At 67.9% G+C, this 23,907-nt stretch carries 24 protein-coding genes and 1 tRNA gene; 11 read left to right on the top strand and 14 right to left on the bottom strand.

Annotated elements, in window-relative coordinates:
- Window positions 1–51: 51 nt before the first annotated feature.
- Both ACQI5H_RS15850 and ACQI5H_RS15845 read right to left on the bottom strand, forming a co-directional pair.
- Window positions 52–765, bottom strand: a complete 714-nt coding sequence (locus ACQI5H_RS15850; protein WP_427080295.1) for a TIGR03943 family putative permease subunit — start codon at window positions 763–765, stop codon at window positions 52–54.
- Complete coding sequence (locus ACQI5H_RS15845) at window positions 762–1,757, bottom strand: permease (RefSeq protein WP_427080294.1); 996 nt, start codon at window positions 1,755–1,757, stop codon at window positions 762–764. Before ACQI5H_RS15845 ends, ACQI5H_RS15850 begins: the two co-directional genes overlap by 4 nt.
- Before the next feature lie 354 nt (window positions 1,758–2,111).
- Here ACQI5H_RS15845 and ACQI5H_RS15840 point away from each other — a divergent pair, with 354 nt between their 5' ends.
- Entirely contained in the window at window positions 2,112–2,654 is a 543-nt protein-coding gene (locus ACQI5H_RS15840; protein ID WP_427080293.1) for a class I SAM-dependent methyltransferase, read from the top strand.
- A gap of 115 nt (window positions 2,655–2,769) precedes the next feature.
- Here the strand turns inward: ACQI5H_RS15840 and ACQI5H_RS15835 are convergent, their stop codons facing one another.
- Window positions 2,770–3,207 carry a hypothetical protein gene (locus ACQI5H_RS15835; RefSeq protein ID WP_427080292.1) on the bottom strand — a complete coding sequence of 146 codons (438 nt, stop codon included), beginning with the start codon at window positions 3,205–3,207 and terminating at the stop codon, window positions 2,770–2,772.
- On the opposite strand from ACQI5H_RS15835, the gene ACQI5H_RS15830 reads away from it, so the two are divergent.
- Window positions 3,206–3,445: a hypothetical protein gene (locus ACQI5H_RS15830; RefSeq protein ID WP_427080291.1), complete on the top strand. Its 240-nt coding sequence runs from the start codon at window positions 3,206–3,208 to the stop codon at window positions 3,443–3,445. The genes ACQI5H_RS15835 and ACQI5H_RS15830 overlap by 2 nt on opposite strands.
- Before the next feature lie 34 nt (window positions 3,446–3,479).
- On the opposite strand, the gene ACQI5H_RS15825 is transcribed toward ACQI5H_RS15830, so the two are convergent.
- The 5 genes from ACQI5H_RS15825 to ACQI5H_RS15805 form a co-directional block, all read right to left on the bottom strand.
- Window positions 3,480–3,552: transfer RNA gene (locus ACQI5H_RS15825), tRNA-Ala, on the bottom strand.
- 50 nt (window positions 3,553–3,602) lie between these two features.
- Window positions 3,603–4,604 (bottom strand): divisome protein SepX/GlpR, encoded by a 1,002-nt coding sequence (sepX, locus tag ACQI5H_RS15820; protein ID WP_427080321.1) that lies wholly within the window; start codon window positions 4,602–4,604, stop codon window positions 3,603–3,605.
- 156 nt (window positions 4,605–4,760) lie between these two features.
- Window positions 4,761–5,414 (bottom strand): GNAT family N-acetyltransferase, encoded by a 654-nt coding sequence (locus ACQI5H_RS15815; RefSeq protein WP_076246148.1) that lies wholly within the window; start codon window positions 5,412–5,414, stop codon window positions 4,761–4,763.
- A 21-nt stretch (window positions 5,415–5,435) separates the two neighbouring features.
- Window positions 5,436–6,725: a gephyrin-like molybdotransferase Glp gene (gene glp / locus ACQI5H_RS15810; protein WP_427080290.1), complete on the bottom strand. Its 1,290-nt coding sequence runs from the start codon at window positions 6,723–6,725 to the stop codon at window positions 5,436–5,438.
- A 52-nt stretch (window positions 6,726–6,777) separates the two neighbouring features.
- A complete protein-coding gene (locus ACQI5H_RS15805) occupies window positions 6,778–7,686 on the bottom strand; it encodes a UTP--glucose-1-phosphate uridylyltransferase (protein ID WP_427080289.1) in 909 nt (302 codons plus the stop codon).
- 76 nt (window positions 7,687–7,762) lie between these two features.
- On the opposite strand from ACQI5H_RS15805, the gene ACQI5H_RS15800 reads away from it, so the two are divergent.
- The 3 genes from ACQI5H_RS15800 (at window position 7,763) to ACQI5H_RS15790 (ending at window position 9,509) form a co-directional block, all read left to right on the top strand.
- Window positions 7,763–8,359: a 5-formyltetrahydrofolate cyclo-ligase gene (locus tag ACQI5H_RS15800; RefSeq protein WP_427080288.1), complete on the top strand. Its 597-nt coding sequence runs from the start codon at window positions 7,763–7,765 to the stop codon at window positions 8,357–8,359.
- Between the two features lie 73 nt (window positions 8,360–8,432).
- Window positions 8,433–8,774, top strand: coding sequence for an FmdB family zinc ribbon protein (locus tag ACQI5H_RS15795; RefSeq protein ID WP_427080287.1), 342 nt, complete (start codon window positions 8,433–8,435; stop codon window positions 8,772–8,774).
- A 66-nt stretch (window positions 8,775–8,840) separates the two neighbouring features.
- A complete protein-coding gene (locus ACQI5H_RS15790) occupies window positions 8,841–9,509 on the top strand; it encodes an SAF domain-containing protein (RefSeq protein ID WP_427080286.1) in 669 nt (222 codons plus the stop codon).
- Window positions 9,510–9,526: 17 nt separating this feature from the next.
- On the opposite strand, the gene ACQI5H_RS15785 is transcribed toward ACQI5H_RS15790, so the two are convergent.
- The 6 genes from ACQI5H_RS15785 to rpmF form a co-directional block, all read right to left on the bottom strand.
- Window positions 9,527–9,952: an MscL family protein gene (locus tag ACQI5H_RS15785; RefSeq protein WP_427080285.1), complete on the bottom strand. Its 426-nt coding sequence runs from the start codon at window positions 9,950–9,952 to the stop codon at window positions 9,527–9,529.
- Window positions 9,953–10,281: 329 nt separating this feature from the next.
- A complete protein-coding gene (locus tag ACQI5H_RS15780; protein ID WP_076057587.1) occupies window positions 10,282–10,827 on the bottom strand; it encodes a MogA/MoaB family molybdenum cofactor biosynthesis protein in 546 nt (181 codons plus the stop codon).
- A complete protein-coding gene (locus ACQI5H_RS15775) occupies window positions 10,827–12,287 on the bottom strand; it encodes a trypsin-like peptidase domain-containing protein (protein WP_427080284.1) in 1,461 nt (486 codons plus the stop codon). Before ACQI5H_RS15775 ends, ACQI5H_RS15780 begins: the two co-directional genes overlap by 1 nt.
- A gap of 73 nt (window positions 12,288–12,360) precedes the next feature.
- Window positions 12,361–13,896 carry an ATP-binding protein gene (locus ACQI5H_RS15770; RefSeq protein WP_427080283.1) on the bottom strand — a complete coding sequence of 512 codons (1,536 nt, stop codon included), beginning with the start codon at window positions 13,894–13,896 and terminating at the stop codon, window positions 12,361–12,363.
- Window positions 13,896–14,582, bottom strand: a complete 687-nt coding sequence (mprA, locus tag ACQI5H_RS15765) for a two-component system response regulator MprA (protein WP_427080282.1) — start codon at window positions 14,580–14,582, stop codon at window positions 13,896–13,898. The genes ACQI5H_RS15770 and mprA overlap by 1 nt, the downstream gene beginning before the upstream one ends.
- A 225-nt stretch (window positions 14,583–14,807) precedes the next feature.
- A complete protein-coding gene (gene rpmF / locus ACQI5H_RS15760; RefSeq protein WP_076057591.1) occupies window positions 14,808–14,981 on the bottom strand; it encodes a 50S ribosomal protein L32 in 174 nt (57 codons plus the stop codon).
- A gap of 363 nt (window positions 14,982–15,344) precedes the next feature.
- Here rpmF and ACQI5H_RS15755 point away from each other — a divergent pair, with 363 nt between their 5' ends.
- From ACQI5H_RS15755 to ACQI5H_RS15730, 6 genes are all read left to right on the top strand, one after another.
- Complete coding sequence (locus tag ACQI5H_RS15755; RefSeq protein ID WP_427080320.1) at window positions 15,345–17,027, top strand: acyclic terpene utilization AtuA family protein; 1,683 nt, start codon at window positions 15,345–15,347, stop codon at window positions 17,025–17,027.
- A 10-nt stretch (window positions 17,028–17,037) separates the two neighbouring features.
- Complete coding sequence (locus tag ACQI5H_RS15750) at window positions 17,038–18,186, top strand: acyl-CoA dehydrogenase family protein (protein WP_427080281.1); 1,149 nt, start codon at window positions 17,038–17,040, stop codon at window positions 18,184–18,186.
- A gap of 73 nt (window positions 18,187–18,259) precedes the next feature.
- The gene (locus ACQI5H_RS15745; protein WP_427080280.1) at window positions 18,260–19,855 is read left to right on the top strand and encodes an acyl-CoA carboxylase subunit beta; all 1,596 of its coding nucleotides are present in this window, start codon (window positions 18,260–18,262) and stop codon (window positions 19,853–19,855) included.
- A 5-nt stretch (window positions 19,856–19,860) separates the two neighbouring features.
- Window positions 19,861–21,846, top strand: a complete 1,986-nt coding sequence (locus ACQI5H_RS15740) for an acetyl/propionyl/methylcrotonyl-CoA carboxylase subunit alpha (RefSeq protein ID WP_427080279.1) — start codon at window positions 19,861–19,863, stop codon at window positions 21,844–21,846.
- On the top strand, window positions 21,843–23,009 hold the full coding sequence (locus ACQI5H_RS15735; protein WP_427080278.1) for an acyl-CoA dehydrogenase family protein: 1,167 nt from the start codon (window positions 21,843–21,845) through the stop codon (window positions 23,007–23,009). Before ACQI5H_RS15740 ends, ACQI5H_RS15735 begins: the two co-directional genes overlap by 4 nt.
- Entirely contained in the window at window positions 23,009–23,845 is an 837-nt protein-coding gene (locus ACQI5H_RS15730; RefSeq protein WP_427080277.1) for an enoyl-CoA hydratase family protein, read from the top strand. Before ACQI5H_RS15735 ends, ACQI5H_RS15730 begins: the two co-directional genes overlap by 1 nt.
- Window positions 23,846–23,907: the final 62 nt, after the last annotated feature.

Below are 23,907 nucleotides of genomic sequence, written 5' to 3'. Positions count from 1 at the left end.
ACCGGCACAGCGTATCAACGAACCCGCAGGTGTGTTGCCCTTTTTGCCGGCTCAGGCGTACTGGTTCGCCGGGGGATTCACCGGCGTGACCGCGACGGTCCGCAGCGTCGGAATCGGCGCGGTGTGGGGTTGCCGCACTGCTGGGGTCACCTCACCCTCGACTCGCAGCCAGGTGTTGTCGGCGAACCGAAGGGCGGCGCCGTCGTGATCGCGTAGATGGATGCGGGCCAGTTGGGCATCGGCGGCACAACAAATGATGACGATGCGGGCGAGGTCAACCCCGCCCGGTTCGTTGAGGACAAATCCGGTCACCGTGATCAGCCGGTTGGTCAGCGACCCCGAGCTGTCGTTGGCCGCCCGCATCACCACGTCGGGCAGCGAGACATCGGGGGCGCGTCCGGGCGGCAGCGGCGGAAACCCATGGCGCAGAACGTCATTGGACACGTTTGTCACCCGCGTGGCGGCTTGCGGACGCAACGCCGGAGGCGTGACAAAGATAAGCACGACGATTGGCACGGCGAGCAGCCACACCACGCCGGTGCGGTGGGAATGACCGTCCGCATCGTGCCCGTCGTGCCCCGGCCCGCCGCGGCGAATGTCGCCGATGATCGCCGCGAGCGCGAACCCGATGGTGAGGACGGCGGTAAGCGCCAGCCAGGGCAACAGCGTTGGCTTGACGTAGCGGGTGAACGCGCCGGTGAGCGTGATCATCCCGATGCTCAGGCCTACCAGCAGCAGGATGGTGTTCTCGGTTTCGCGCCTCATGCCGAAGCACCCAGCAGCAGGACGCCGACCAGGGTGGCCGCCGCGACGGCGACCACCAACGTGGCGGGGGCAAACCGGGCGGCAAACGCCCGCCCGAACATGCCGGACTGCATCGCCAGCAGCTTGACGTCGACGGCCGGGCCTACCACCAGGAACACCAGTCGCGGGACCAGGGGAACCATCGTCAGGCTGGAGGCTACGAACGCGTCGGCCTCCGAGCACACCGCCAGCATCACCGCCAAGGCCGCCATCACGATGACGCCGAGAATCAAGTGCGCGCCCACGTGCTCGAAAACCCGCGATGGCACCGCGACGTGCAATGCCGCGGCAGCCGCCGCCCCGATGACCAGGTACGCCGCCGCCTGCAGAAAGTCCTGCCGAGCCACCTCGCTGAACTGCTGCCACCTGGATCCCGTTGCCGATGCGTGCGTCGCGTTCGGCGGTAGCCGGCGGGTGATCCAGTCGGTGCGACCCCAACGAGACCACACCAAACCCATCACAACGGCGGTGAGCAATGATGCGCCCACCCGGGCAATCACCATCTTCGGCTGGCCGGGAAACGCGACGGCCGTCGCGACCACCACAACCGGATTGATGGCCGGCGCGGCGAGCATGAACGTCAGCGCGGCCGCTCCCGCCGCTCCGCCATCGCCGAACAGACGCCGCGCCACCGGGACCGACCCGCATTCGCATCCGGGCAGCGCCGCCCCGGCCAAGCCGGCGGCGAGGACTGCCGACGCGGCACGGCGGGGCAACCACCGCACCAGCCGTTCGGGTGGCAGGAACACCGCGATCAATCCGCTGACCAGAACTCCCAATCCGAGGAAGGGCAGGGCCTGGACGAAGACGCCGCAGAACACGGTGCCCGCGGTGGCCAACGTGTCGCTGCGCGCGACGTTGGCGCGCAGCCACGTCCCGGCGATCGCGAACACAACCAAACCGAAGACCAGTACTTCCATGGAGCCGACGCGCAGTACGCGCGCGGCGCTCATCGGGTCCCCCCGGCAACAAACATCACGGAGTAAGTCATGGAATGAAAATGATTATCACTGCGAGGCCAGCTTTGGCGCACCCGGGGGCCACCGGCCCGGCGATGCCGCCCACTAGCCTGGCAGCGTCATCCCTCGCCGCACGACGAAAGCCAGCAGATGAGCCAGGATCCGGTCGAGTTGACCCGTGGTCTCCTCGACGAGACCGCCGTGCTGCGGCACGGCTTCCTCGATGTGTTGGGGGAATCGACGAGTTCTCCGGTCCCGACGGTTGCTCAGCGCGCAATGAACAGTCCGTTCGTCGCGACCGTGTACGAGCGGCTATGGCGTCCGACCGCTTTCTACCTCGCCAGCGGCGTGACCCACCGCGCCGAGCAACAGCGTGCGGCCTCGGCCCTGCGCCTGCCTACCGCTCAGCGATTACTCGATGTCGCTTGCGGCCCAGGCAATTTCACAGCGCCGCTCGCCGAGCAACTACCGGATGGCGGCCTTGCCGTGGGATTCGATATTTCGGCGCCGATGCTGACTCGGGCCGTGCTCGACAACAGCGGGCCACGGACGTGCTATGTCCGCGGCGATGCCCGCAAATTGCCGTTCGGCGATGAAACGTTCGACGCTGTCTGCTGTTTCGGCGCGCTGTATCTGATGCCCGAGCCGTTCGGGGTTGCCCGCGAGATGATGCGAGTGCTCAAGCGTGGGGGCCGCATCGCAATCCTCACCAGCTATGCCCGCGAGGTGGCGCCGATCCGCCACGCGCTGACGGCCGGCGCGCGTGCAATCGGACTCACGATGTTCGACCGATCAGCCTTTGTCGATTTGTTTTCTTCGGCCGGCCTGGTCGACATCGAACAGCAGACGCAGCGCGCGCTGCAATTCGTCGCCGCCGGAAAGCCCGGCTGAAGCGCCCGTCTTTGCGGTGGGCCACGCCGCTTCACCAGGCCGTGATTGATGAACCGTTCGGGCTCGACCCGCGATCATTTGAAGCAACCGCGGTCGCGGTCGCGCGCAGCTCTAGTTAGCTGGGTGGTACGCGTGGCATGTTGGGACACGCTCGAAGCAAGGCTGCCGTGGCCTCGTGTGTCATCACGGCCGCACGGTAGTAATCGACATCCTCGCTCGGCGACTGTTTCAATTGCGGCGGGCTGTTAGCAGAGTCCCGCTGGCTCTTTGCTAACAACGCGGTGCCTTGTGCCCATTTTTCCAGTTGATCCTTCAATGCTTGGCTGGCAACCGAACCCGCTGCTGCGCGGATAGCCTCACTCATTGACGATTCTTTGTCGGCAATGGCAATCAGGTCCTCGTGTTCTGCCCCACCGTTTTCTAACGCAGTAACTGATTTCGCCATCGCGATCCACTGATGCCCAAGCTGTTCGACTGCAGCACAATCGTTGTGCGAATGGTTCTGCCGCACCACCCAGACAGCGGCTGCCGCCCCACAGACGATGAGCAGCATGCAGGTCAACGCCCAGACGAAACGCCTCTTCGGCGACCAACTCGTCAACTTCTCCACCGACTCATCCCGCACTTCCGTGAAAGCGACATCCTGCCATCTTCGATCCCCTGCAGAGTCCATTACCCACGACCTCAATCACAGAGCAGCGAGACTGGTGGCCCCTTTGCACGCCGATGTCCAGCGCACACTTCGTCTGGTGATTTTCGACGAGAATCTGAAAGGCCTTGCGGACCCGTGATGCGGCTCTAACGCCCTGAACTGGCCAAACGTTGTGGAGCTAAGGGGATTCGAACCCCTGACCTACTCGATGCGAACGAGTCGCGCTACCAACTGCGCCATAGCCCCTGATCGCTAGCAGGCTACCAGTTCCGGGGCGGCACCAGCATCGCCAGGGACTACTCGCCGACGGCTCGCGGCAAGTCCCTGGGCCACCCGTAGTTCCGCATGGGCATCGCGTAGTCGAGGTGCTCGAAGATCGGGTCCTCGTCGTCGATCTCCAGCACCACCGCGCCCGGGCGCCGCAACCGCGATGGCACCACGTCGTACTCGCGCTCGTATGCGTTCTCCACGCCGAGCCGCGCACGGGCCATCCGCTGCATCCGGCGGCGACGCACCTTCTCCTCGATGCGGGTTTGCCGGCGCAAATACCCGAGGTAGAGCACTGTCACCGCGGTGGCGCTGCCGCACACCCACCACGCGACCGGCGACACTTTGAATGCGGCGGTCGCCGATCCGACCAAGACGACGGCCATCACCATCAGCACCCGCTTGCGGAAGGCGTATTTGCGGGCGCTGACTGCTGCGGCGGTCTTGGAGTCGTATCGACGCTGCCGCCGTAAGCCCGGGGATGCGACGGCCGCCCGCGCTTCCGCGTCGTCTTCGGGATCCTCTTCCGGCTCCAATCCAGAAGAGTCCTCGACGTATTCATACCGGTCGTCCAAGTCGTCCTGCTCGTCGTCGTCGCCCTCTTCATCCTCGGCGTCGGTCTCGTCGACGGGATCGGCGACCTCGGCGCTGACGCCGGCCGGAAGGGCGCCCGAATCCTCGATGACGTCGACATCCAGGTAGTCGGGCTCGGTCTCCTCGGCGACCTCGACCTTCAGGACCACCGGGCGTGCATCCGGGAACTCCTCGGTCTCGGCGTCCTCGTCGTCGTCGGCGAAGTCCTCGTCAGCGACGTCTTCCTCCGGCTTCCAATCGGGGTCACTGCGGTGACCCGCGGCCGGACCAGCACGCTTGAGCAGACGAGAACGGCCGCCGTTGAGCACCCGCGTCGCCAACGCGACGTCGCTGGTGCGGCGCACAGCGTCGCGTTTGCTGATGAGCATCGGAACCAAAACGAACAGCCACAGCACCACGAGCGAGATCCACAACAACGATTGCGGGATGCTTGGCATGATGACCTGCTCCTTCTGGCCTGGATCCCCCGCGAGGCTCATCGGCGGCCTGCGCGGCCGGGTCGCAGCGACCAGCACAATTACACACCTGTAATTTGCACCCTACAAGCACCAAACGTCACTCGTGTCGCGCTAGCCACACCCGCGAACCCCCGCTTACGCCCAACTCGCGTGCCCCGATCGGACCAGGGTCGAGGCCACCGACCCGTACACCTCTTCGATAGTGATAGCCATCAGCAAGTGGTCCCGCCAGGCGCGGTCTACCTCCAGGTAGCGGCGCAGCAATCCCTCTTCCCGGAAGCCGACCTTCGCCAGCACGGCCCGGCTCGCGGCATTCTCCGGACGCACGGTGGCCTCCACGCGATGCAACATGACCGGACCGAAGCAGTGGTCGAGACCCAACGCCAACGCCGCGGTGGCCACCCCGCCGCCGGTCGCCGACCGCGGTACCCAGTAGCCGATCCACGCCGAACGCAACGCCCCGTGGGTGACGTTGCCGATGGTCAGCTGCCCGCAGAACCGCCCGTCCAGCTCGATCACGTACGGCAACATGCGCCCCTTGCGGGCCTCCGAACGCAGGCCGGAACACAACGCGGGCCATGCCGATACCGCATGCCGGGTCGCCCAATCGCCGTCGGCGCTGGGCTCCCACGGCTCCAGGTGCGCGCGATCGGCCAACCGGATGCGGCTCCACTGCACGCCGTCGCGCATCCGCACGGCCCGCAACCGGACCACGCCCGCAGCTACCCGCAGCGGCCCAACGTCCAAGGGCCAACCGGGATGCCGGGCATTGGTACGCAAGAGATTCACGGGCGGGGGCAGACGTTGCACTCAGCCGCGCTGAGCCAGGAAGGCGACGTCGACGATCTCACCCGTACGAATCTGCTCGGCCCCGCTGGGAACCACAACCAGACAATTGGCTTCGGCGAGCGTCGCCAACAAATGTGACGTGCCCGGGGCCCCGCCCAGCGCCTGCACGAGGTACTCGCCGGTGTCCTGATCCCGCATCAGCTGACCGCGAAGATAGCCCTTGCGCCCGGCCACCGACGTGATCGGCGACAGCGTGCGCGCCTGCACGATGCGGCGCATCGGCTGCCGCTTGCCCAGCGACAGCCGGATCAACGGCCGGACCATCACCTCGAAGACCACCAATGCGCTGACCGGATTGGCCGGCAGCAGAAACGTCGGCACGCCCTCGCGGCCCAGCTGCCCGAAGCCCTGGACGGATCCGGGGTGCATGCCGACCCGGACCACTTCCATCTCGCCGAGCTCGGCCAGCACCGAGCGCACCGCCTCGGCCGCCGCGCCGCCGACCCCGCCGGCGATCACGACTATCTCGGCGCGGTTGATCTGACCCTCGACGACCTCCCCAAGCTCCTTGGGGTCGTTGCTGACGATGCCGACGCGGTTGACCTCCGCGCCGGCATCACGGCCCGCGGCCGCCAGCGCGTAGGAGTTGACGTCGTAGACCTGCCCGTTGCCCGGCGTCCGTGTGATATCGACCAGCTCGCCGCCGACGGCCATCACCGACAACCGCGGGCGCGGGTGCACCAGCACCCGGTCCCGGCCCACCGCGGCCAGCAGCCCCACCTGGGCCGCGCCGATGATCGTTCCGGCGCGCACGGCGACGTCGCCGGGCTGCACGTCGTCCCCGGCGCGGCGCACATAGGCGCCCGACGGCGCGCCGCGCAGAATCCGCACCCGCGAGGTTCCGCCGTCGGTCCACCGCAGCGGCAGGACCGCGTCGGCCAGCGTGGGCAGCGGGGCGCCGGTGTGCACCCGGACGGCCTGCCGGGGCTGCAGCCGGCTGGGGGTACGGGCGCCGGCTTCGATGGTTCCCATCACCGGCAGGACCAGCCCGTCGCGCGCCTCCTCGTCGGCCAGCGGCTCGCCCGATTCGTCAAGGGATCCCTCGATACCCACCTCGCCGACGCCCAGCACGTCGACGCTGCGCACCGCGTAGCCGTCGATCGCGGCCTGATCGAACCCCGGCAGCGGCCTTTCGGTGACCACTTCTTCGGCGCACATCAACCCCTGCGCCTCGGCGATAGCGACCCGTATCGGCCGCGGGGCCACCGCGGCCGCCGTTATCCGGGCCAGCTGCTCCTCCACAGAACGCACAAGCGCGCCTCTCTGCCCTCAAGCCTGACGGGACCGTGCGTCGCCGGGCCCGCTACTGCTCGGTCAGGCCCAATCGCGCCACCAACCACCGCCGCAATTCCGGGCCGTAGTCGTCACGATCCAATGCAAAGTCAACCGCAGCCTTGAGGTAGCCGCCGGGATTTCCCAAGTCGTGTCGAGATCCGCGATGCACGACGACATGGACGGGATGGCCCTCTTTGATCAACAGCGCGATCGCGTCGGTCAGTTGCACTTCACCGCCGGCCCCGCGGTCGATGCGGCGCAGCGCGTCGAAGACGGCGCGGTCGAGCACGTAGCGGCCCGCCGCGGCATACATCGACGGCGCGTCTTCGGGCTTAGGCTTCTCGACCATCCCGTTGACCTTCAACACGTCCGGGTTGTCGCCGGGGCCCGGCTCGACGTCGAAAACCCCGTAGGCACTGATCTCTTCGGGCGTCACCTCGATGGCGCACAACACCGTGCCGCCGTAGTCGGCGCGCACCTTCGACATGATCTCCAGCACGCCGGTCGGCAGCACCAGGTCGTCGGGCAGCAGCACCATGACGGCGTCCTCGTCGGCCGTCAGCGTGGGCTCCACGCAGCTGATCGCGTGTCCCAATCCAAGCGGCTCGGCCTGCACCACGGAGTCGACCTTGATCAGCTGCGGCGCCCGGCGCACCTTGTCCAGCATGGCTTTTTTGCCGCGCGCCTCGAGCGTGCCCTCGAGCACCAGGTCCTCGACGAAGTGCGCGACGACGCCGTCCTTGCCCTCGGAGGTGATGATCACCAAGCGCTCGGCGCCGGCACCGGCCGCCTCGGCCGCGACCAGCTCGATGCCGGGCGTGTCGACGACGGGCAGCAGCTCCTTGGGCACCGTCTTGGTCGCCGGCAGGAAGCGCGTGCCCAGGCCGGCCGCGGGGACGATCGCCGTGAACGGGACCGGGTTTTCTGGGCGTGACATCGTTCACACCATAGTCCCCACGGGGTGTGCGGCCTCGGTGTGGCGGCGCGACAGGCCGGGCTGTCATCGTTGAGCCATGGCGACCCCAGGCAAGGCCGCATTGCGGCAACAGCTGCTGGCGGCCAGGGGACGTGTTGCCGACGAGGTTCGGGTCGCCGAGGCCCGACTGCTTACCCAGCGGCTGGAGCTCGTGGTGAGCGACGGCAGCACCGTCTGCGCGTACGTACCGGTGGACACCGAACCCGGCTCGATCGACATGCTGGACACGATGCTGCGCCGGGGAGTACGGGTGCTGCTGCCGATCGCGCGCACCACCGCCGACGGCACCCCGATGCGGCTGCGGTGGGCCGAATATCGTCCGGGCGCACTGGTTTCCGGCCGCTGGGGCCTACTCGAGCCGCCCGAGCCGTGGCTGCCGGAGTCGGCGCTGGCCGAGGCCGCCCTGGTGATCGTCCCGGCCCTTGCCGCCGACCGTCGGGGCGCGCGGCTGGGCCGCGGCCGCGGCTTCTATGACCGGTCGCTGGACGGCCGGAACCCGCAAGCGCGGCTGATCGCGATGGTCCGCGACACGGAGTTCGTCGACGAGTTGCCCGCCGAGCCGCACGACGTGCCGATGACCCACGTACTCACGCCGGGGGGTGGTCTCGTCGCGCTGCCTCCCACCAGGGAATGAGACAGTTCACAGGGTGGTTCTAGCACTTGAGCATGTAGAGTGCTAACGAGGCTTACATTCACGGAGGTTATAAGTGCCGACCTACAGCTATGAATGCACCGAGTGCGGCAACCGCTTCGACATCGTGCAGGCCTTCACCGACGACACGCTGACGACATGCGAGCAGTGCTCCGGACGGCTGCGCAAGCTGTTCAACTCCGTCGGCATCGTGTTCAAGGGCAGCGGCTTCTATCGCACCGACAGCCGCGAGACCGGCCAGAAGGCGAAGACGTCGACCAACGGCTCGTCGACCAGCGACTCGAGTTCGGCCTCGGGCGACAAGAACGGGTCGAGTTCGGCGCCGAGCGAGAAGAACGGCTCCAGCGAGAAATCCAGCGCGAGCTCCACTCCGTCCACCGCCGCCGCCTCGACCTAACGGGTTATCCACAGCCGGGTTTCGCCGGCGCCATCGCGCCCGCAGCGCTGCGCCTAGCGTTGCCGCGTGGGCCACTCATCGCTGAATCCGACGCTATGGCACCGATTGTCGGCGTCGTTGCGACCGGACTGGACCCGGACGGTGGTCGCCCGCCGCGTCGCCGCGGGCGGACTCGTGGCGCTGGCCGGCGTCGCGGCGCTGCGGTCGAACCCCGACGGTGACCGCGTCGACGTCGTCGTCGCCGCCCGCGACCTCACCCCCGGCGCCGCCTTGACCCCCGACGACCTCCGGATCGAAAAGCGTTTGGCCGCAACGGTTCCCGACGGATCCCAAGCGAACCTCGGCGCCGTGGTTGGCGCGATGCTGGCCAGCCCGACGCGGCGGGGCGAGGTACTCACGGACGTTCGGGTGCTGGGCAGCCGGCTAGCCGATTCGATCGCCGGGCCCGGCGCCCGCATCGTGCCGCTGCACCTGGCGGACAGCGCCCTGATCGACCTCCTGCGCGTGGGCGACGTCGTCGACGTGCTGACCGCCCCGGCCACCGACACACCGGCGGGGACTCCGGCCGTGACCAAAGTGGTAGCAACTGACGCCGTCGTCGTGCTCGTTTCTGCCAAGCAGAAGGTCCAGGCTGCGGACAGCGACCGCGTGGTGTTGGTTGCACTGCCGGCTCGCGTGGCGAACACGGTGGCAGGCTCCGCGTTGGGTCAAGCGGTAACCCTCACCCTGCATTGACTGTCACTGCCTCTGGATCAGGCGGCCGAGTCCTGGGGGCTGGCACAGTATTTGCACTTGTGCGCGGCGTCGGGGATGTCGGACATGCACTCCTGACATGCCTTGGTCGCCGGTTCCTCCCCGAACACCGTGACCCCACGGCGGGCCTGGATGTGCCTGTAGGGCACCACGATCATGAAGTAGACGGCCGTCATGAAGACGACGAAGTAGATGATCGCCGAGATGAACGATCCGATGTCGAGGAAAGTCGCCTTGTTGCCTGCATCGCCGAGCTGCCAGCCCAATCCGAACTTGGTACCGGGCTGCGCGGCGGCGACCAGCGGATTGATCACGCTGTCGGTGAAGGCCTTTACGAGGTTCGAGAAGGCCAGGGCCACGACCAGACCTATGGCCACGGTGATCACGTCACCGCGCATCACAAAACTCTTGAATCCCTTTAACACGTGCACACCTCCCGTATTGCCCATTGCGGAGCAACGTGACGCCGCCCGAGAAGACGGTACGTTCATTTAGGCGCTGTCACACATTTCCCGGACGATTGGTCATCAAAGGTTGACCGCGCCGTGATGCCGGCAAACATAAAACCTCGGTCGAATCTTCTGCTCAACCGTGGTGTGGGGGCACGTTCTCACGCAACCACTGCTCGTGCTCGTCGACGTCCGAGTCCGGCCCGTCGGTTGACCTCTGAGCCGATTCGGCGCCGAAGACCGAGCCGTCCCCCTGCCGGTCATGACCGGAGGGTCGGCTCGCAGCGGAACCTTGAGACAACCGGTTAGATCTCCAGGCTCGACAGCTGCCCGATGATCTGCGCGGCAAGCGGATTCAGCGTCGCCATCCCATCGCGGACCGCATAACGGGAACCGGCGAGATTGACCACCAGCGTGCTTCCGGACACGCCGGCGAGCCCGCGTGACAAGCCGGCGTCGATGATTCCCGCGGCGAGCCCCGAGGCGCGAATGGCCTCGGCGATGCCCAGGATCTCGCGATCCAGGATGTCGCGGGTGGCCTCCGGCGCGACGTCGCGCGGCGTGACACCCGTCCCGCCGACCGAGACCACCAGGTCCACCCCGCCGATCACCGCCGTGTTCAGCGCGTTGCGGATCTCGACCTCGTCGGCCGCGACCGCCACCACACCGTCGACGACGAATCCCGCCTCGGTCAGCAGCTCGGTGACCAGCGGACCGCTGTGATCCTCGTCCCCGTGGGCGGTGCGATCGTCGACCACCACGACCAGAGCCCGGCCGACTACCAACTCCGCACCCGTTTCCATGGGTGCCACCGTATATCCGAGCTCCGACAGCGGTTCATCCACTCTCATCACTGATCCGCCTTGCCGAGCGTGACCGGCACGGTGCGGCTGCCACCGCCGGGATCCTGGAAGGTCAGCGACACCTTGTCGCCGGGCGCCTTGGACCGCACGGCGGCGACCAACGCGTCGGCATTGTTGATCGGGCGATCGTCCACCTTGGTCACGGTCACGCCCTTGGGCACTCCGGCGGTCGCGGCGGCGCCGCCCTGCACGACATCGACCACCTTGGCGCCCGGGGTGGCCTTGTCACTGGTCACCTGGACGCCGAGCGAGGCATGTGTGGCCTTGCCGGTGCTGATCAACTCGTCGGCGATGCGCTTGGCCTGGTCGACCGGAATCGCGAAGCCCAAGCCGATCGATCCGCTCTGGGCGTCGGGCGAATCGGCGCCCAGGGTGGCGATCGCCGAGTTGACGCCGACCAGCTGACCCTGCATGTTGACCAGCGCACCGCCGGAGTTCCCCGGGTTGATCGCGGCGTCGGTCTGAATCGCATCCAGCACCGTGTTCTGATTGCCCGACTCGCCGGTCGTCGATACCGGTCGGTTCATCGCGCTGATGATTCCGGTGGTCACCGTGCCCGACAGGCCCAACGGTGAGCCGATCGCCACCACCGGCTGGCCCACGCGCAGATCCGACGAGGAGCCCATCGAGATCGGTGTGAGCCCCGACGTGCCTTGCACCCGGATCACGGCGATGTCGCTGGTGGGATCGGCGCCGAGCACCGTAAACGGCGCGGTGCGGCCGTCGGAGAAGGTCACCGTCGTCTTGGGTGGCGGACCAGCCGGTGCACTCGGCCCGCCGGGGGCGTTCGGCGGCTTGGCTGCAGCGGCGACGACGTGGTTGTTCGTCAGGATCAGCCCATCGGCCGACAGGACGATGCCGGAGCCCTCTTCGGAGGCGCGGCCCATGTCCGTCTCCAACATGACGACGCTGGGCACCACCTTGGCGGCGACCTGTTCGACGCTGCCGGGCGGCATGTTCGCGGCCGGGATGCTGGGCGCGGCCCCCGGGATCAGCCCGGTGCCGCCGCCGCTCGTGGAATGCGTGCCCAGCTCGACGACCGTTGCGGCGGCGCCGCCGATGCCGGCCGACACCACCGCGATCGCGACCGCCCCGACCGTCAATAGGCCAGCGCGCGAACGCTTTTGGGGTGGGGGCGGCATCGGGGGCAGCATCCCGATCGGACCGGTGCCGCCGGGAATCGGGCCCGGACCCGTCCCCCCGGGTATCCGACCCGGCCCGGTGCCTCCGGGTATGGGGCCCGGCCCGGTACCGCCGAATGGCTCGTAGGGCTGACGGAACTGCGTGGTCTGCGTCGGCTGCGAGGGCTGCGACGGCTGATAGCGCCAATCCAACTGCTGGTTGTACGGCGGCTGCTGCCCCTGGGCATAAGCGGGGGGCACCGGCTGATTAGGCGGGCGGTATCCCGGCTGCTGCGGCGGTGGCGAATACCTCGGGTCATTCGTCATGTCGCTAAGTCGCTCTTCCTCTAATTGGGCGTTTGTCGGCTCGACTTGGCTCGATTTCCAACAGTAACTGCAACTACCTTGCCCGCGCCGACTGAGAGTCCACTGAGATAACGTTCGCCGAACCCCGAGAGTTCGCTCCGTCTCCGGGCACCGTCACGACGGAGTCGGTCGTAGCGTCGGAAGCGGGCGTGGGTTCCGTCGAAACCGGCATCGGCCGGCCAGGGAGCAGCACGTAAATCGATGTTCCCGGCGGCTGTCCTCCCGAAACCGTGTCTTCGACACGCAGTAGCCCGCCGTGGTTGAGGACCACCTTCTTGACGATCGCCAGCCCCAATCCCGAACCGGGCATCGCCCGCGCCGTCGTCGACCGGTAGAACCGCTCGAACACCAGCCGACGCTCGTGCGGCGGGATCCCCGGCCCACGGTCGGAGACCACCAGCTCGGCGTGTGAGGGGTCGAGTTGGCGCATCGTGACACCGACATGACCGCCGGGCGGGCTCCACTTGGCCGCGTTGTCCATGAGGTTCAACGCCGCCCGCGACAGCCCGGCGGCGTCGCCGTAGACCTGCCATCCGATCACATCGACGTCGAAGTGAATGTCGTTGCGCCGCCGCCTGACTCGTTCAAGGCTGCGATCGATGACCTCGGACATGTCGACGGTTTCGTGCACCACCTGGCCGGCGTCGTCCCGGGTCAGGTCCACCAAATCGCCTACCAGAGTGGACAATTCCTCGATCTGCGCGAGCACATCGGCCCGCAGATCGACCATCTCCTGTTCCGGCAGCCGCGGCGCCCCCGGTTCCATCGCGGCCATCAGCAGCTCGACGTTGGTGCGCAGCGAGGTCAGCGGGGTGCGCAATTCGTGCCCGGCGTCGGTGACCAACCGCGCCTGGCGTTCCCGCGACTCGGCCAATGCCCGCAGCATCAAGTTGAATGCCTCAGTGAGCCTTGCCAATTCGTCGCTGCCGAACACCGGGATGGGACGCAGGTCGTCGGTGCGGGCCACCCGCTCGGCCGCCTCGGTCAGCCGGGCCACCGGGCGCAGCCCGGCGCGGGTGACCATTCCCCCGGCCACCGCGGCGACGGCGACACCGATCCCCCCGACGATCAGCAGCACCCACCGCAATTTGGTCATGACCGCTTCGGTCGGCTTGAGGCTCTTGGAGATCAGCAGCGAACTGCCGTTGGGCAGGTGAATGGCCAGGATCCGTTGGTCGGAGGCGGTGCGCCGCGACATGAACAAGTCACCGCGGATCACGGCCTTCTCGGCCGTGCCGACCGGCAGCGTCTGGCCGGGCTGGTTGGCGGTGTAGATCGAGTGGCCCGGGTTCACCAGCATCGCGTTGACATCGGAATAGGCGGTGCCCTCGATGGCCTTGCCGGGGTCGGCGGCCAGCGATCCGCTGGTGATCAGCAGCTGTGCGCGGCTCTCCAATTGGTTGTCGATATCGCTGTAGAGCGCCGCCGAGATCACCGCGTAGACGGCGCATGCCATCAGCACGACGACCATCGCCACCATCGCCATCGCCAGCAGCATTACTCGCCAACGCAAGGACAACGAGCTGGTTGCTCGTAGCGGTGCGCCCCGGCGGTGGTGGAACCGGACCATCAGGGGGGCGTCTCCCGCAGGACGTAACCAACCCCGCGCACCGTGTGGATCAGACGCGGCTCACCATCGGCTTCGGTTTTGCGGCGCAGATACCCGACGTAGACCTCCAGCGCGTTGCCGGAAGTGGGGAAGTCGAATCCCCACACCTCCTCGAGGATGCGGCTGCGGGTGAGTACCCGGCGCGGGTTGGCGATCAGCATTTCCAGCAAGGCGAATTCGGTGCGGGTCAGGCTGATTCGGCGTTGTCCGCGGGTGACCTCGCGGGTCACCGGGTCCAGGGTCAGATCGGAGAACGTCATGGCGACCGACTCGGCGGCGTCGTCGGGCTTGGTGCGGCGTAGCAGCGCCCGCATGCGCGCCAACAGTTCTTCAAGAGCGAACGGCTTGGGCAGATAGTCGTCGGCGCCGGCGTCGAGGCCGGCCACGCGCTCGGAGACCGAATCGCGCGCGGTGAGCACCAGGATCGGCAGGTCGTCACCGGTGCTGCGGAGTTGACGGCAGACCTCGAGCCCGTCCAGCCGCGGCATCATCACATCCAGGACGAGCGCGTCGGGCCGGTCGCTGGCGATCATGTGCAGGGCTTCGACCCCGTCATGGGCCAACTCGACCGAGTATCCATTGAACGAAAGCGACCTGCGCAGCGACTCGCGCACCGCGCGATCGTCGTCGACGACAAGAATCCGCACGGCACTAGTTTCGTCCTAGCGTCTGAGAGCGGGCTGAGAGGCGCGCCGGTTTAGACCGATCTGGTCACAGAGGTCACACCGGCAACCGCCCGGGAGGGGACGCCCTTTTTGCCCACCTCAGCGCGACAACTGCGCTAGCCGCAGGAGTTGTCGCTGTGAAGCGGGCAAATCGTGCGTCTGCTGGAACAGGTACAGATGTGGCGACTGTGAGGGTGGTCGCGGGCCCTAGCGCCGGTCGAGGTCGATCAGGCCGAGGCGGGCCGCTTTGAGCAGCCGGCGGGGCAATTTGTGCTGCTGACCTGCCACCGTCACACTCACGAGCTCGGTCTTGGTGGCCTTCCACTGCGCGCGGCGGCTTCGGGTGTTCGCGCGCGACATCCGGCGCTTGGGTGTGGCCATGGGCGGGCCTTACTCCTCGAGGTGGGGCTTCGGATCGGGTGCGTCGCGCGGCATGGCAGTTAGGCCGAGCGGCGACGATTGCCTATCAGAATAGTCGGTGGCCTGCTGGGCGCCAAAATGGCCGCCCGTCGCGAGCGCCGCGCGACGCCGCGCCAACGCCCAGCATCGCCGAAACATAAACCAGTGCGGTCTGCCTCGGCGTGTCGTCACAACTGGTTATGTGTCGCGGCGGGTTTCGGGAGCCCAGGCGGCCGGAGCATGCTGGTATTCACGCTGCTGTCGGCGTCCGGCTATGCTGACCTACCGGTTGGTTGGCTCGATCCCATCGAAGGGAGTGTGTGCATGGTCTCTCGCGCCGGCCCCATCCGGATCGCGAACTGCTCGGGCTTCTACGGCGACCGGCTTTCGGCGATGCGCGAAATGCTCACCGGCGGCGACCTCGACTACCTGACCGGCGATTACTTGGCCGAGCTCACCATGCTCATCCTGGGGCGCGATCGGATGAAACACCCCGAACGCGGCTACGCGAAGACCTTCCTGACCCAACTCGAGGACTGCCTCGGCGAGGCGTGTGACCGCGGGGTGCGCATCGTCGCCAACGCCGGCGGCCTCAACCCCGCCGGGCTCGCCGACGCGATCCGCGCGCTGGCCGAGCGCCTGGGCATCGCGGCCCGGGTAGCCCACGTCGAGGGCGACGACCTGCAGCCGCGCGCGGCCGAGCTGGGGCTGGGCACACCGCTGACCGCGAACGCCTACCTGGGCGCGTGGGGCATCGCCGATTGCCTCGCCGACGGGGCCGACGTCGTGGTCACCGGGCGGGTCACCGACGCCTCGGTGATCGTCGGAGCCGCCGCCGCGCACTTCGGCTGGGGCCGCACCGCCTACAACGAACTCGCCGGCGCCGTGGTGGCCGGCCACGTCATCGAATGCGGCATCCAGGCCACCGGCGGCAACTACGCGTTCTTCACCGAAATACCCGACCTCACCTACGCCGGCTTCCCACTGGCCGAGGTCAACGCCGACGGCTCGTCAGTGATCACCAAGCACGCCGGAACCGGCGGGCTGGTGAGCGTCGACACCGTTACCGCGCAGCTGCTCTACGAGATCACCGGCGCCCGCTACGCCAACCCCGACGTCACGGCCCGGATGGACAGCATCGAGCTGTCCGCCGATGGGCCCGACCGGGTGCGCATCAGCGGTGTGCGCGGCGAGCCACCGCCGCCCACGCTGAAGGTGTCGCTGAACAGCATCGGCGGCTTCCGCAACGCCATGACGTTCGTGCTCACCGGACTGGACATCGAGGCCAAGGCCGACTTGGTGCGTCGCCAGCTCGAGGCCGCGCTCACCGTCAAACCCGCCGAACTGGAATGGACCCTGGCCCGCACCGACCACGCCGACGCCGACACCGAGGAAGCCGCCAGCGCGTTGCTGCGCTGCGTCGTCCGCGACCCCGACCCCGCCAACGTCGGACGCCAGTTCTCGTCGGCCGCAGTGGAATTGGCGCTCGCCAGCTATCCGGGATTCACCGTGACCGCACCGCCGGGAGACGGCCAGGTCTACGGCGTTTTCACGCCCGGCTACGTCGATGCGGCTCGGGTGCCGCACGTCGCGGTGCACCCAGACGGCAGTCGCACCGACATCGCTTGCGCCACTGAGACTTTGGAGCTAGTGCCCACGGATCCCCCGCCGCTGCCCGACCCGTTGCCCCCCGGCCCGACGCGGCGGGTGCCGCTGGGCCGGATCGCCGGGGCGCGCAGCGGCGACAAGGGCGGCTCGGCGAACGTCGGCGTCTGGGTGCGCACCGACGAACAGTGGCGCTGGCTGGCCAACACGCTGACCGTCGAACTGTTCAGGGACCTGCTGCCAGAAACGGCCGACTTCGACGTCACCCGCCACGTGCTGCCCAACCTGCGAGCGGTCAACTTCGTCGTCGACGGCATTCTGGGCCAGGGCGTCGCCTACAACGCGCGCTTTGATCCTCAGGCCAAGGGGCTGGGCGAATGGCTGCGCGCCCGCCACGTCGACATCCCGACAGTGTTGTTGTGAAAGGGCTGCTGTGAACATCTGGACCACCCCGGAGCGCGAACAGCTGCGAAAGACGGTGCGCTCCTTCGCAGAACGCGAGATCCTGCCCAACATCGACGAGTGGGAACGCACCGGTGACCTGCCGCGCGACCTGCATCGCCGCGCCGGGGCGGCCGGTCTGCTCGGCGCCGGCTTTCCCGAAGCGGTCGGCGGCGGTGGCGGGGATGGCGCCGACGCGGTGGTCATCTGCGAAGAAATGCATCAGGCGGGCACGCCCGGCGGCGTCTATGCATCGCTGTTCACGTGCGGAATCGCGGTGCCGCACATGATCGCATCCGGCGACGAGCGGCTGATCGATGAATTTGTCCGGCCCACGCTGGCCGGCGAGAAGATCGGATCGCTGGCCATCACCGAGCCCGGCGGCGGTTCGGATGTGGGGCACCTGCGAACGAGCGCGGTGTTGGACGGCGACCACTATCTGGTCAACGGGGCGAAGACCTACATCACCTCCGGGGTGCGCGCCGACTACGTCGTCACCGCGGTGCGCACCGGCGGCCCCGGCGCCGCCGGGGTCTCGCTGCTCCTGGTCGAGAAGGGCACACCCGGTTTCGAGGTGACCCGCAAGCTGGACAAGATGGGCTGGCGGTCCTCCGACACCGCCGAGCTGTCCTACACGGACGTGCGGGTGCCCAGGGCCAACCTGGTCGGCGCCGAACACAGCGGATTCGCCCAGATCGCCCAGGCCTTCGTCGCCGAGCGGATTGGCCTTGCCGCGCAGGCATATTCGAGCGCGCAGCGGTGCCTGGACCTGACCGTGCAGTGGTGCCGCGACCGGGAGACGTTCGGCCGCCCACTGATATCGCGCCAGTCGGTGCAGAACACGCTGGCCGAGATGGCCCGCCGCATCGACGTCGCCCGGGTCTACTCACGCCACGTGGTCGAGCGCCAATTGGCCGGCGAGACCAACCTGATCGCTTCCGTGTGCTTCGCCAAGAACACCGCCGTAGAGGCCGGGGAATGGGTTGCCAACCAAGCCGTTCAGCTGTTCGGCGGCATGGGCTACATGACCGAATCCGAAGTCGAACGCCAATACCGGGACATGAGGATCCTCGGCATCGGCGGCGGAACCACCGAAATCCTCACCGCACTGGCCGCCAAGACCCTGGGATTCCAATCATGACCGCGCCGCCGACGATGCGGAGCGCAGCGATGTGGGGGTACCTCCCGCTTGCGGGGGAGAGGAGGGGCGCCATATGACCACGCTGAAGTCCACCCTCGATCCGAAGGCCGACACCTATGCCGAGGCGGCATCGGCGGCGAACACGAAGCTCACCGAAATCGAGGCCGAGTTCGCCAAAGCGCTTGGGGGCGGCGGGCCCAAGTACGTCGAGCGTCATCATGCCCGCGGCAAGCTGACCGCCCGGGAGCGCATCGAGCTGCTCGTCGACCCGGACTCCCCGTTCCTGGAACTCAGCCCGCTGGCCGCCTACGGCAGTGCCTTTCAGATCGGCGCCAGCACGGTCACCGGGATCGGCGCTGTGTCCGGCGTGGAATGCATGATCGTCGCCAATGACCCGACGGTCAAAGGCGGCACCAGCAATCCGTGGACGCTGAAGAAGATACTGCGGGCCAACCAAATCGCCTTCGAGAACCGGCTTCCGGTCATTTCGCTCGTCGAATCCGGCGGCGCCGATCTACCGACGCAGAAGGAAATCTTCATCCCTGGCGGGCGGATGTTCCGGGATCTCACCAGGCTCTCGGCGGCGGGCATCCCCACCATCGCGCTGGTGTTCGGCAACTCCACCGCGGGCGGCGCCTACGTCCCCGGCATGTCCGACCACGTGGTGATGATCAAGGAGCGCTCGAAGGTGTTCCTGGCCGGTCCGCCGCTGGTCAAGATGGCCACCGGCGAGGAGTCCGACGACGAGTCTCTGGGCGGTGCCGAAATGCATGCCCGCACATCGGGTTTGGCCGATTACTTCGCCGTCGACGAGCTGGACGCACTGCGGATCGGGCGGCACATCGTCGCCCGGCTCAACTGGGTCAAACAGGGTCCGGCGCCCGGTCCCGTGATCGAGCCGCTGTTCAACGCCGAGGAGCTGATCGGCATCGTTCCGCCGGATCTGCGCATTCCGTTCGACCCGCGCGAGGTGATCGCCCGCATCGTCGATGGCTCCGAATTCGACGAGTTCAAGCCGCTGTACGGGTCATCACTGGTGACCGGCTGGGCGCGGCTGCACGGCTACCCACTCGGCATCCTGGCCAACTCGCGCGGCATCCTGTTCAGCGAGGAGTCGCAGAAGGCCACCCAGTTCATCCAGCTCGCCAACCGCTCGGACACGCCACTGTTGTTCCTGCACAACACCACCGGCTACATGGTGGGCAAGGACTACGAAGAGGGCGGCATGATCAAACACGGCTCGATGATGATCAACGCCGTGTCCAATTCGACCGTCCCGCACATCTCGCTGCTGATCGGCGCGTCATACGGCGCCGGGCACTACGGCATGTGCGGGCGGGCCTACGACCCCCGATTCCTGTTCGCCTGGCCCAGCGCCAAGGCCGCGGTGATGGGAGGCGCCCAGCTCTCGGGCGTGTTGTCGATCGTGGCGCGCGCGGCCGCCCAGGCCCGCGGGGAACAGGTCGACGAGGAAGCCGACGCGGCGATGCGGGCCGCCGTCGAAGGACAGATCGAGGCCGAGTCACTGCCGTTGGTGCTGTCCGGGATGCTCTACGACGACGGCGTCATCGACGCGCGCGACACCCGCACGGTACTGGGAATGTGTTTGTCCGCCATCGCCAATGGCCCGATCAAAGGGACGTCGAACTTCGGCGTCTTCCGGATGTGAGCCTCATGGGAATCACTCGAGTGCTGGTTGCCAACCGCGGCGAGATCGCCCGTCGGGTCTTCGCCACCTGCCGGCGGCTCGGCCTGGGCACCGTCGCCGTCTTCACCGACCCCGACGCGGCCGCCCCGCACGTCGCCGAGGCCGACGCGCGGGTACGGCTGCCCAAGACCAACGACTACCTGAATGCCGATGCCATCATCGCCGCGGCCCGCGCCGCCGGCGCCGACGCCGTACACCCTGGCTACGGATTCCTTTCCGAGAACGCCGAATTCGCGGCCGCGGTGCAGGAGGCCGGCCTGACTTGGGTCGGGCCGCCGGTGGACGCGGTGCGCGCGATGGGCTCCAAGATCGAGGCGAAGAAGCTGATGGCCGCTGCCGGCGTCCCGGTGCTCGACGAGCTCGATCCCGACACCGTCACCGAGGACCAGCTGCCGGTGCTGGTCAAAGCGTCCGCGGGCGGCGGCGGCCGCGGCATGCGGGTGGTTCGCGAATTATCGTCGCTGCCAGGCGAAGTCGCCGCGGCGCAGCGCGAGGCACAATCCGCGTTCGGCGACCCCACCGTCTTCTGCGAGCGCTACCTGCCCACCGGGCACCACGTGGAGGTTCAGGTCATCGCCGACACTTACGGCACCGTCTGGGCCGTCGGGGAACGGGAGTGCTCGATCCAGCGCCGTCACCAGAAGATCATCGAAGAGGCACCGTCGCCATTGGTCGAGCGCACGCCGGGCATGCGCGCCAAGCTGTTCGACGCGGCCCGGCTGGCGGCCGGCGCCATCGGTTACACGGGCGCCGGGACGGTGGAGTTCCTCGCCGACGACGAGGGCGAGTTCTACTTCCTGGAGATGAACACCCGGCTGCAGGTCGAGCACCCGGTCACCGAAGAAACCACCGGGCTCGATCTCGTCGAGCTGCAGCTCGCGGTCGCCGACGGCGATCGCCTCGACGCCGAACCCCCAGCCGGCGAAGGATATTCGATCGAGGCCCGGCTCTACGCCGAGGATCCCGCGCACGGCTGGCAGCCGCAGGCCGGCGAGGTGCATGCGATCGACGTGCCCTCGGTCGCAACCGAGTTCGGCTCGCTGGGACGGCGAACCGGGATTCGGCTGGACTCCGGCATCGTCGCCGGCTCGACGGTGTCGATCTACTACGACCCGATGCTGGCCAAAGTCATCTCGTACGCGCCGACGCGCCGGCAGTCCGCGTTGGTGCTCGCCGACGCGCTGGCCCGCGCCCGCCTGCACGGCCTGCGCACCAATCGCGAGCTGCTGGTGAACGTGCTTCGCCATCCGGCGTTTCTCGACGGCGCCACCGATACGGCGTTTTTCGACACGCACGGCCTGGCCGAGCTGTCCGCCCCGTTGGCCGACGACGCGACGGTCCGGTTGTCGGTAATCGCCGCCGCGCTCGCCGACGCCGCGCACAATCGCGCGACGGCCGATGTGTTCGCGTCGATTCCGAGCGGCTGGCGCAATCTGGCGTCCGGCTTCCAGGTCAAGAGCTACCGCGACGACGCCGACACCGAGCACCGGGTCGAATATCGGTTCACCAGAAGCGGATTGGTGCTCGCGGGAGACGAGGCCGTGGGATTGGTCTCGGCGACCCACGATGAGGTGGTGCTGTCCGACGCGGCGGGTGTGGCCTGCAGTTTCGCGGTCGCGCGCTATGGCCACGACGTCTATGTCGATTCGGCCCGCGGACCCGTTCACCTGCTGGCGCTGCCCCGGTTCCCCGAACCCGGCTCGGCCGTCGAGCAGGGATCCCTGGTGGCGCCGATGCCCGGCAACGTCATCCGACTCGGTGCCGCGGTCGGCGACGCCGTCACCGCGGGTCAGCCGCTGATCTGGCTGGAGGCAATGAAGATGGAGCACACCATCACCGCACCGACCGACGGCGTGCTCACCCAGCTCGACGTCACGGCCGGTCAGCAAGTCGAAGTCGGCGCAGTCCTCGCGCGAGTGGAGGCGCCGTTGCAAGAAGGAGATCCGAAATGACCGATACCAGCTTCATCGAGAGCGAGGAGCGCCAGGCGCTGCGCAAGTCGGTGGCCGCGTGGGCATCTGGCTACGGCGCCGAGTACTACCTGAAGAAGGCGCGCGCTCACGAGCACACCGACGAGTTATGGTCCGAAGCAGGCAAACTCGGCTTTCTCGGGGTGAACCTGCCCGAGGAGTACGGCGGTGGCGGCGCCGGTATGTACGAACTGTCGCTGGTGATGGAGGAGATGGCCGCCGCGGGCAGCGCACTGCTGCTGATGGTGGTGTCGCCAGCCATCAACGGCACGATCATCAGCAAGTTCGGTACCGAGGAGCAGAAGAAGCGCTGGATTCCCGCCATCGCGGACGGCTCGTTGACGATGGCCTTCGCCATCACCGAACCCGACGCCGGATCCAACTCGCACAAGATCATCACCACCGCCCGTCGCGACGGCAGCGACTGGATTCTCAAGGGCCAGAAGGTCTTCATCTCCGGCATCGACCAAGCGCAGGCGGTGCTGGTGGTGGCCCGCACCGAGGAGGCCAAGACCGGCAAGCTGCGTCCGGCGCTGTTCGTGGTGCCCACCGATGCTCCGGGCTTGACCTATACCCCCATCGACATGGAGCTGATCAGCCCGGAACGGCAGTTCCAGGTCTTCCTCGACGACGTCCGGCTGCCGTCGGATGCGCTCGTCGGGGCCGAGGACGCAGCCATCGCACAGCTTTTCGCGGGCCTGAACCCCGAACGGATCATGGGTGCCGCCAGCTCGGTGGGCATGGGACGGTTCGCGCTGGAGAAGGCCGTCGACTACGTCAAGACCCGGCAGGTCTGGTCCACCCCGATCGGCGCGCACCAGGGCCTGTCACATCCGTTGGCGCAGTGCCACATTGAGGTCCAGCTGGCCAAGCTGATGATGCAGAAGGCGGCAACGCTCTACGACAGCGGCGACGACATGGGCGCGGCCGAGGCAGCCAATATGGCCAAATACGCTGCGGCCGAGGCGGCCACGCGCTCGGTCGACCAGGCGGTGCAGTCGATGGGCGGCAACGGGCTGACGCAGGAGTACGGCGTCGCCGCGATGCTGACATCCGCCCGGCTGGGCCGGATCGCCCCGATCAGTCGCGAGATGGTCTTGAACTTCGTCGCGCAAACATCGCTGGGCCTGCCCCGGTCCTACTGATGGACACACTCGTCGAATACGCCGGCCCGGCCCAGGCGGGCGGCCCGTTCGCCCGGCTGACGCTGAACTCACCGCACAACCGAAACGCGCTGTCGACCGCGCTCGTCAGCCAGCTGCATAAGGGGCTGCGCGACGCCGAAGCGGACCCCGCTGTGCGGGCAGTGGTGCTCGGACACACCGGCGGCACCTTTTGCGCGGGTGCCGACCTGAGCGAGGCCGGTGGCGGCGACCCCCGTGGCGATCGCGAGGGCGGCGCAGCCGGGCGAAGCGGGTCGCCACCATCGGCATTCGACATGGCCGCGGCCCGGGCCCGGGAATTGACCGCGCTCTTGCGCGCCATCGTCGAATCGCCACTGCCGGTGATCGCCGCGATCAACGGGCACGTCCGTGCCGGCGGGTTCGGGCTCGTCGGTGCGTGTGACATCGCGGTCGCGGGTCCGCGCAGCACCTTCGCGCTGACCGAGGCACGCATCGGCGTGGCGCCGGCGATTATCTCGCTGACGCTGCTGCCGAAGATGTCGTCGCGGGCCGCCGCCCGCTACTACCTGACGGGCGAGACGTTCGACGCCGGCGAGGCCGCGGAGATCGGTTTGATCACCATGGCGGCCGATGATGTCGACGCGGCGGTAGCGAAGGTGGTCGCCGACGTGAGCCGCGGTTCTCCACAGGGCCTTGCGGCATCGAAAGCGTTGACCACCGCCGCCGTGCTGGAAGGGTTCGATCGCGACGCTGAGCGGCTCAGCGAGGAGTCGGCGCGGCTGTTCGTCTCCGACGAAGCCCGCGAAGGGATGCTCGCGTTCCTGCAGAAACGTCCGCCTCGTTGGGCAAACGTCTAACTACCCCGCCGTCGCGGCAAAAACGGCCCGACGATCGAGCGCGGCCGCGGCGGAAGATTGCA

Origin of the sequence: Mycobacterium heidelbergense (genome assembly GCF_050205645.1) — a bacterium.
Lineage (GTDB): Bacteria > Actinomycetota > Actinomycetes > Mycobacteriales > Mycobacteriaceae > Mycobacterium > Mycobacterium heidelbergense_A.
The sequence above is the reverse complement of the archived record's forward strand: the minus strand, read 5'-3'. Positions and strand labels throughout refer to the sequence as shown.

Bases quoted from the DNA above. Each gene is read 5' to 3' on its own strand.
- rpmF (WP_076057591.1), bottom strand. From the start codon at position 14,981: ATGGCCACACCCAAGCGCCGGATGTCGCGCGCGAACACCCGAAGCCGC.
- ACQI5H_RS15745 (WP_427080280.1), top strand. From the start codon at position 18,260: ATGACCACGCTGAAGTCCACCCTCGATCCGAAGGCCGACACCTATGCC.
- ACQI5H_RS15835 (WP_427080292.1), bottom strand. From the start codon at position 3,207: ATGCTGCTCATCGTCTGTGGGGCGGCAGCCGCTGTCTGGGTGGTGCGG.
- ACQI5H_RS15800 (WP_427080288.1), top strand. From the start codon at position 7,763: ATGGCGACCCCAGGCAAGGCCGCATTGCGGCAACAGCTGCTGGCGGCC.
- ACQI5H_RS15770 (WP_427080283.1), bottom strand. From the start codon at position 13,896: ATGGTCCGGTTCCACCACCGCCGGGGCGCACCGCTACGAGCAACCAGC.
- ACQI5H_RS15845 (WP_427080294.1), bottom strand. From the start codon at position 1,757: ATGAGCGCCGCGCGCGTACTGCGCGTCGGCTCCATGGAAGTACTGGTC.
- ACQI5H_RS15740 (WP_427080279.1), top strand. From the start codon at position 19,861: ATGGGAATCACTCGAGTGCTGGTTGCCAACCGCGGCGAGATCGCCCGT.
- sepX (WP_427080321.1), bottom strand. From the start codon at position 4,604: ATGCCAAGCATCCCGCAATCGTTGTTGTGGATCTCGCTCGTGGTGCTG.
- ACQI5H_RS15775 (WP_427080284.1), bottom strand. From the start codon at position 12,287: ATGACGAATGACCCGAGGTATTCGCCACCGCCGCAGCAGCCGGGATAC.
- ACQI5H_RS15730 (WP_427080277.1), top strand. From the start codon at position 23,009: ATGGACACACTCGTCGAATACGCCGGCCCGGCCCAGGCGGGCGGCCCG.
- ACQI5H_RS15830 (WP_427080291.1), top strand. From the start codon at position 3,206: ATGCAGGTCAACGCCCAGACGAAACGCCTCTTCGGCGACCAACTCGTC.
- ACQI5H_RS15780 (WP_076057587.1), bottom strand. From the start codon at position 10,827: ATGAGAGTGGATGAACCGCTGTCGGAGCTCGGATATACGGTGGCACCC.
- ACQI5H_RS15735 (WP_427080278.1), top strand. From the start codon at position 21,843: ATGACCGATACCAGCTTCATCGAGAGCGAGGAGCGCCAGGCGCTGCGC.
- ACQI5H_RS15805 (WP_427080289.1), bottom strand. From the start codon at position 7,686: ATGTCACGCCCAGAAAACCCGGTCCCGTTCACGGCGATCGTCCCCGCG.
- ACQI5H_RS15850 (WP_427080295.1), bottom strand. From the start codon at position 765: ATGAGGCGCGAAACCGAGAACACCATCCTGCTGCTGGTAGGCCTGAGC.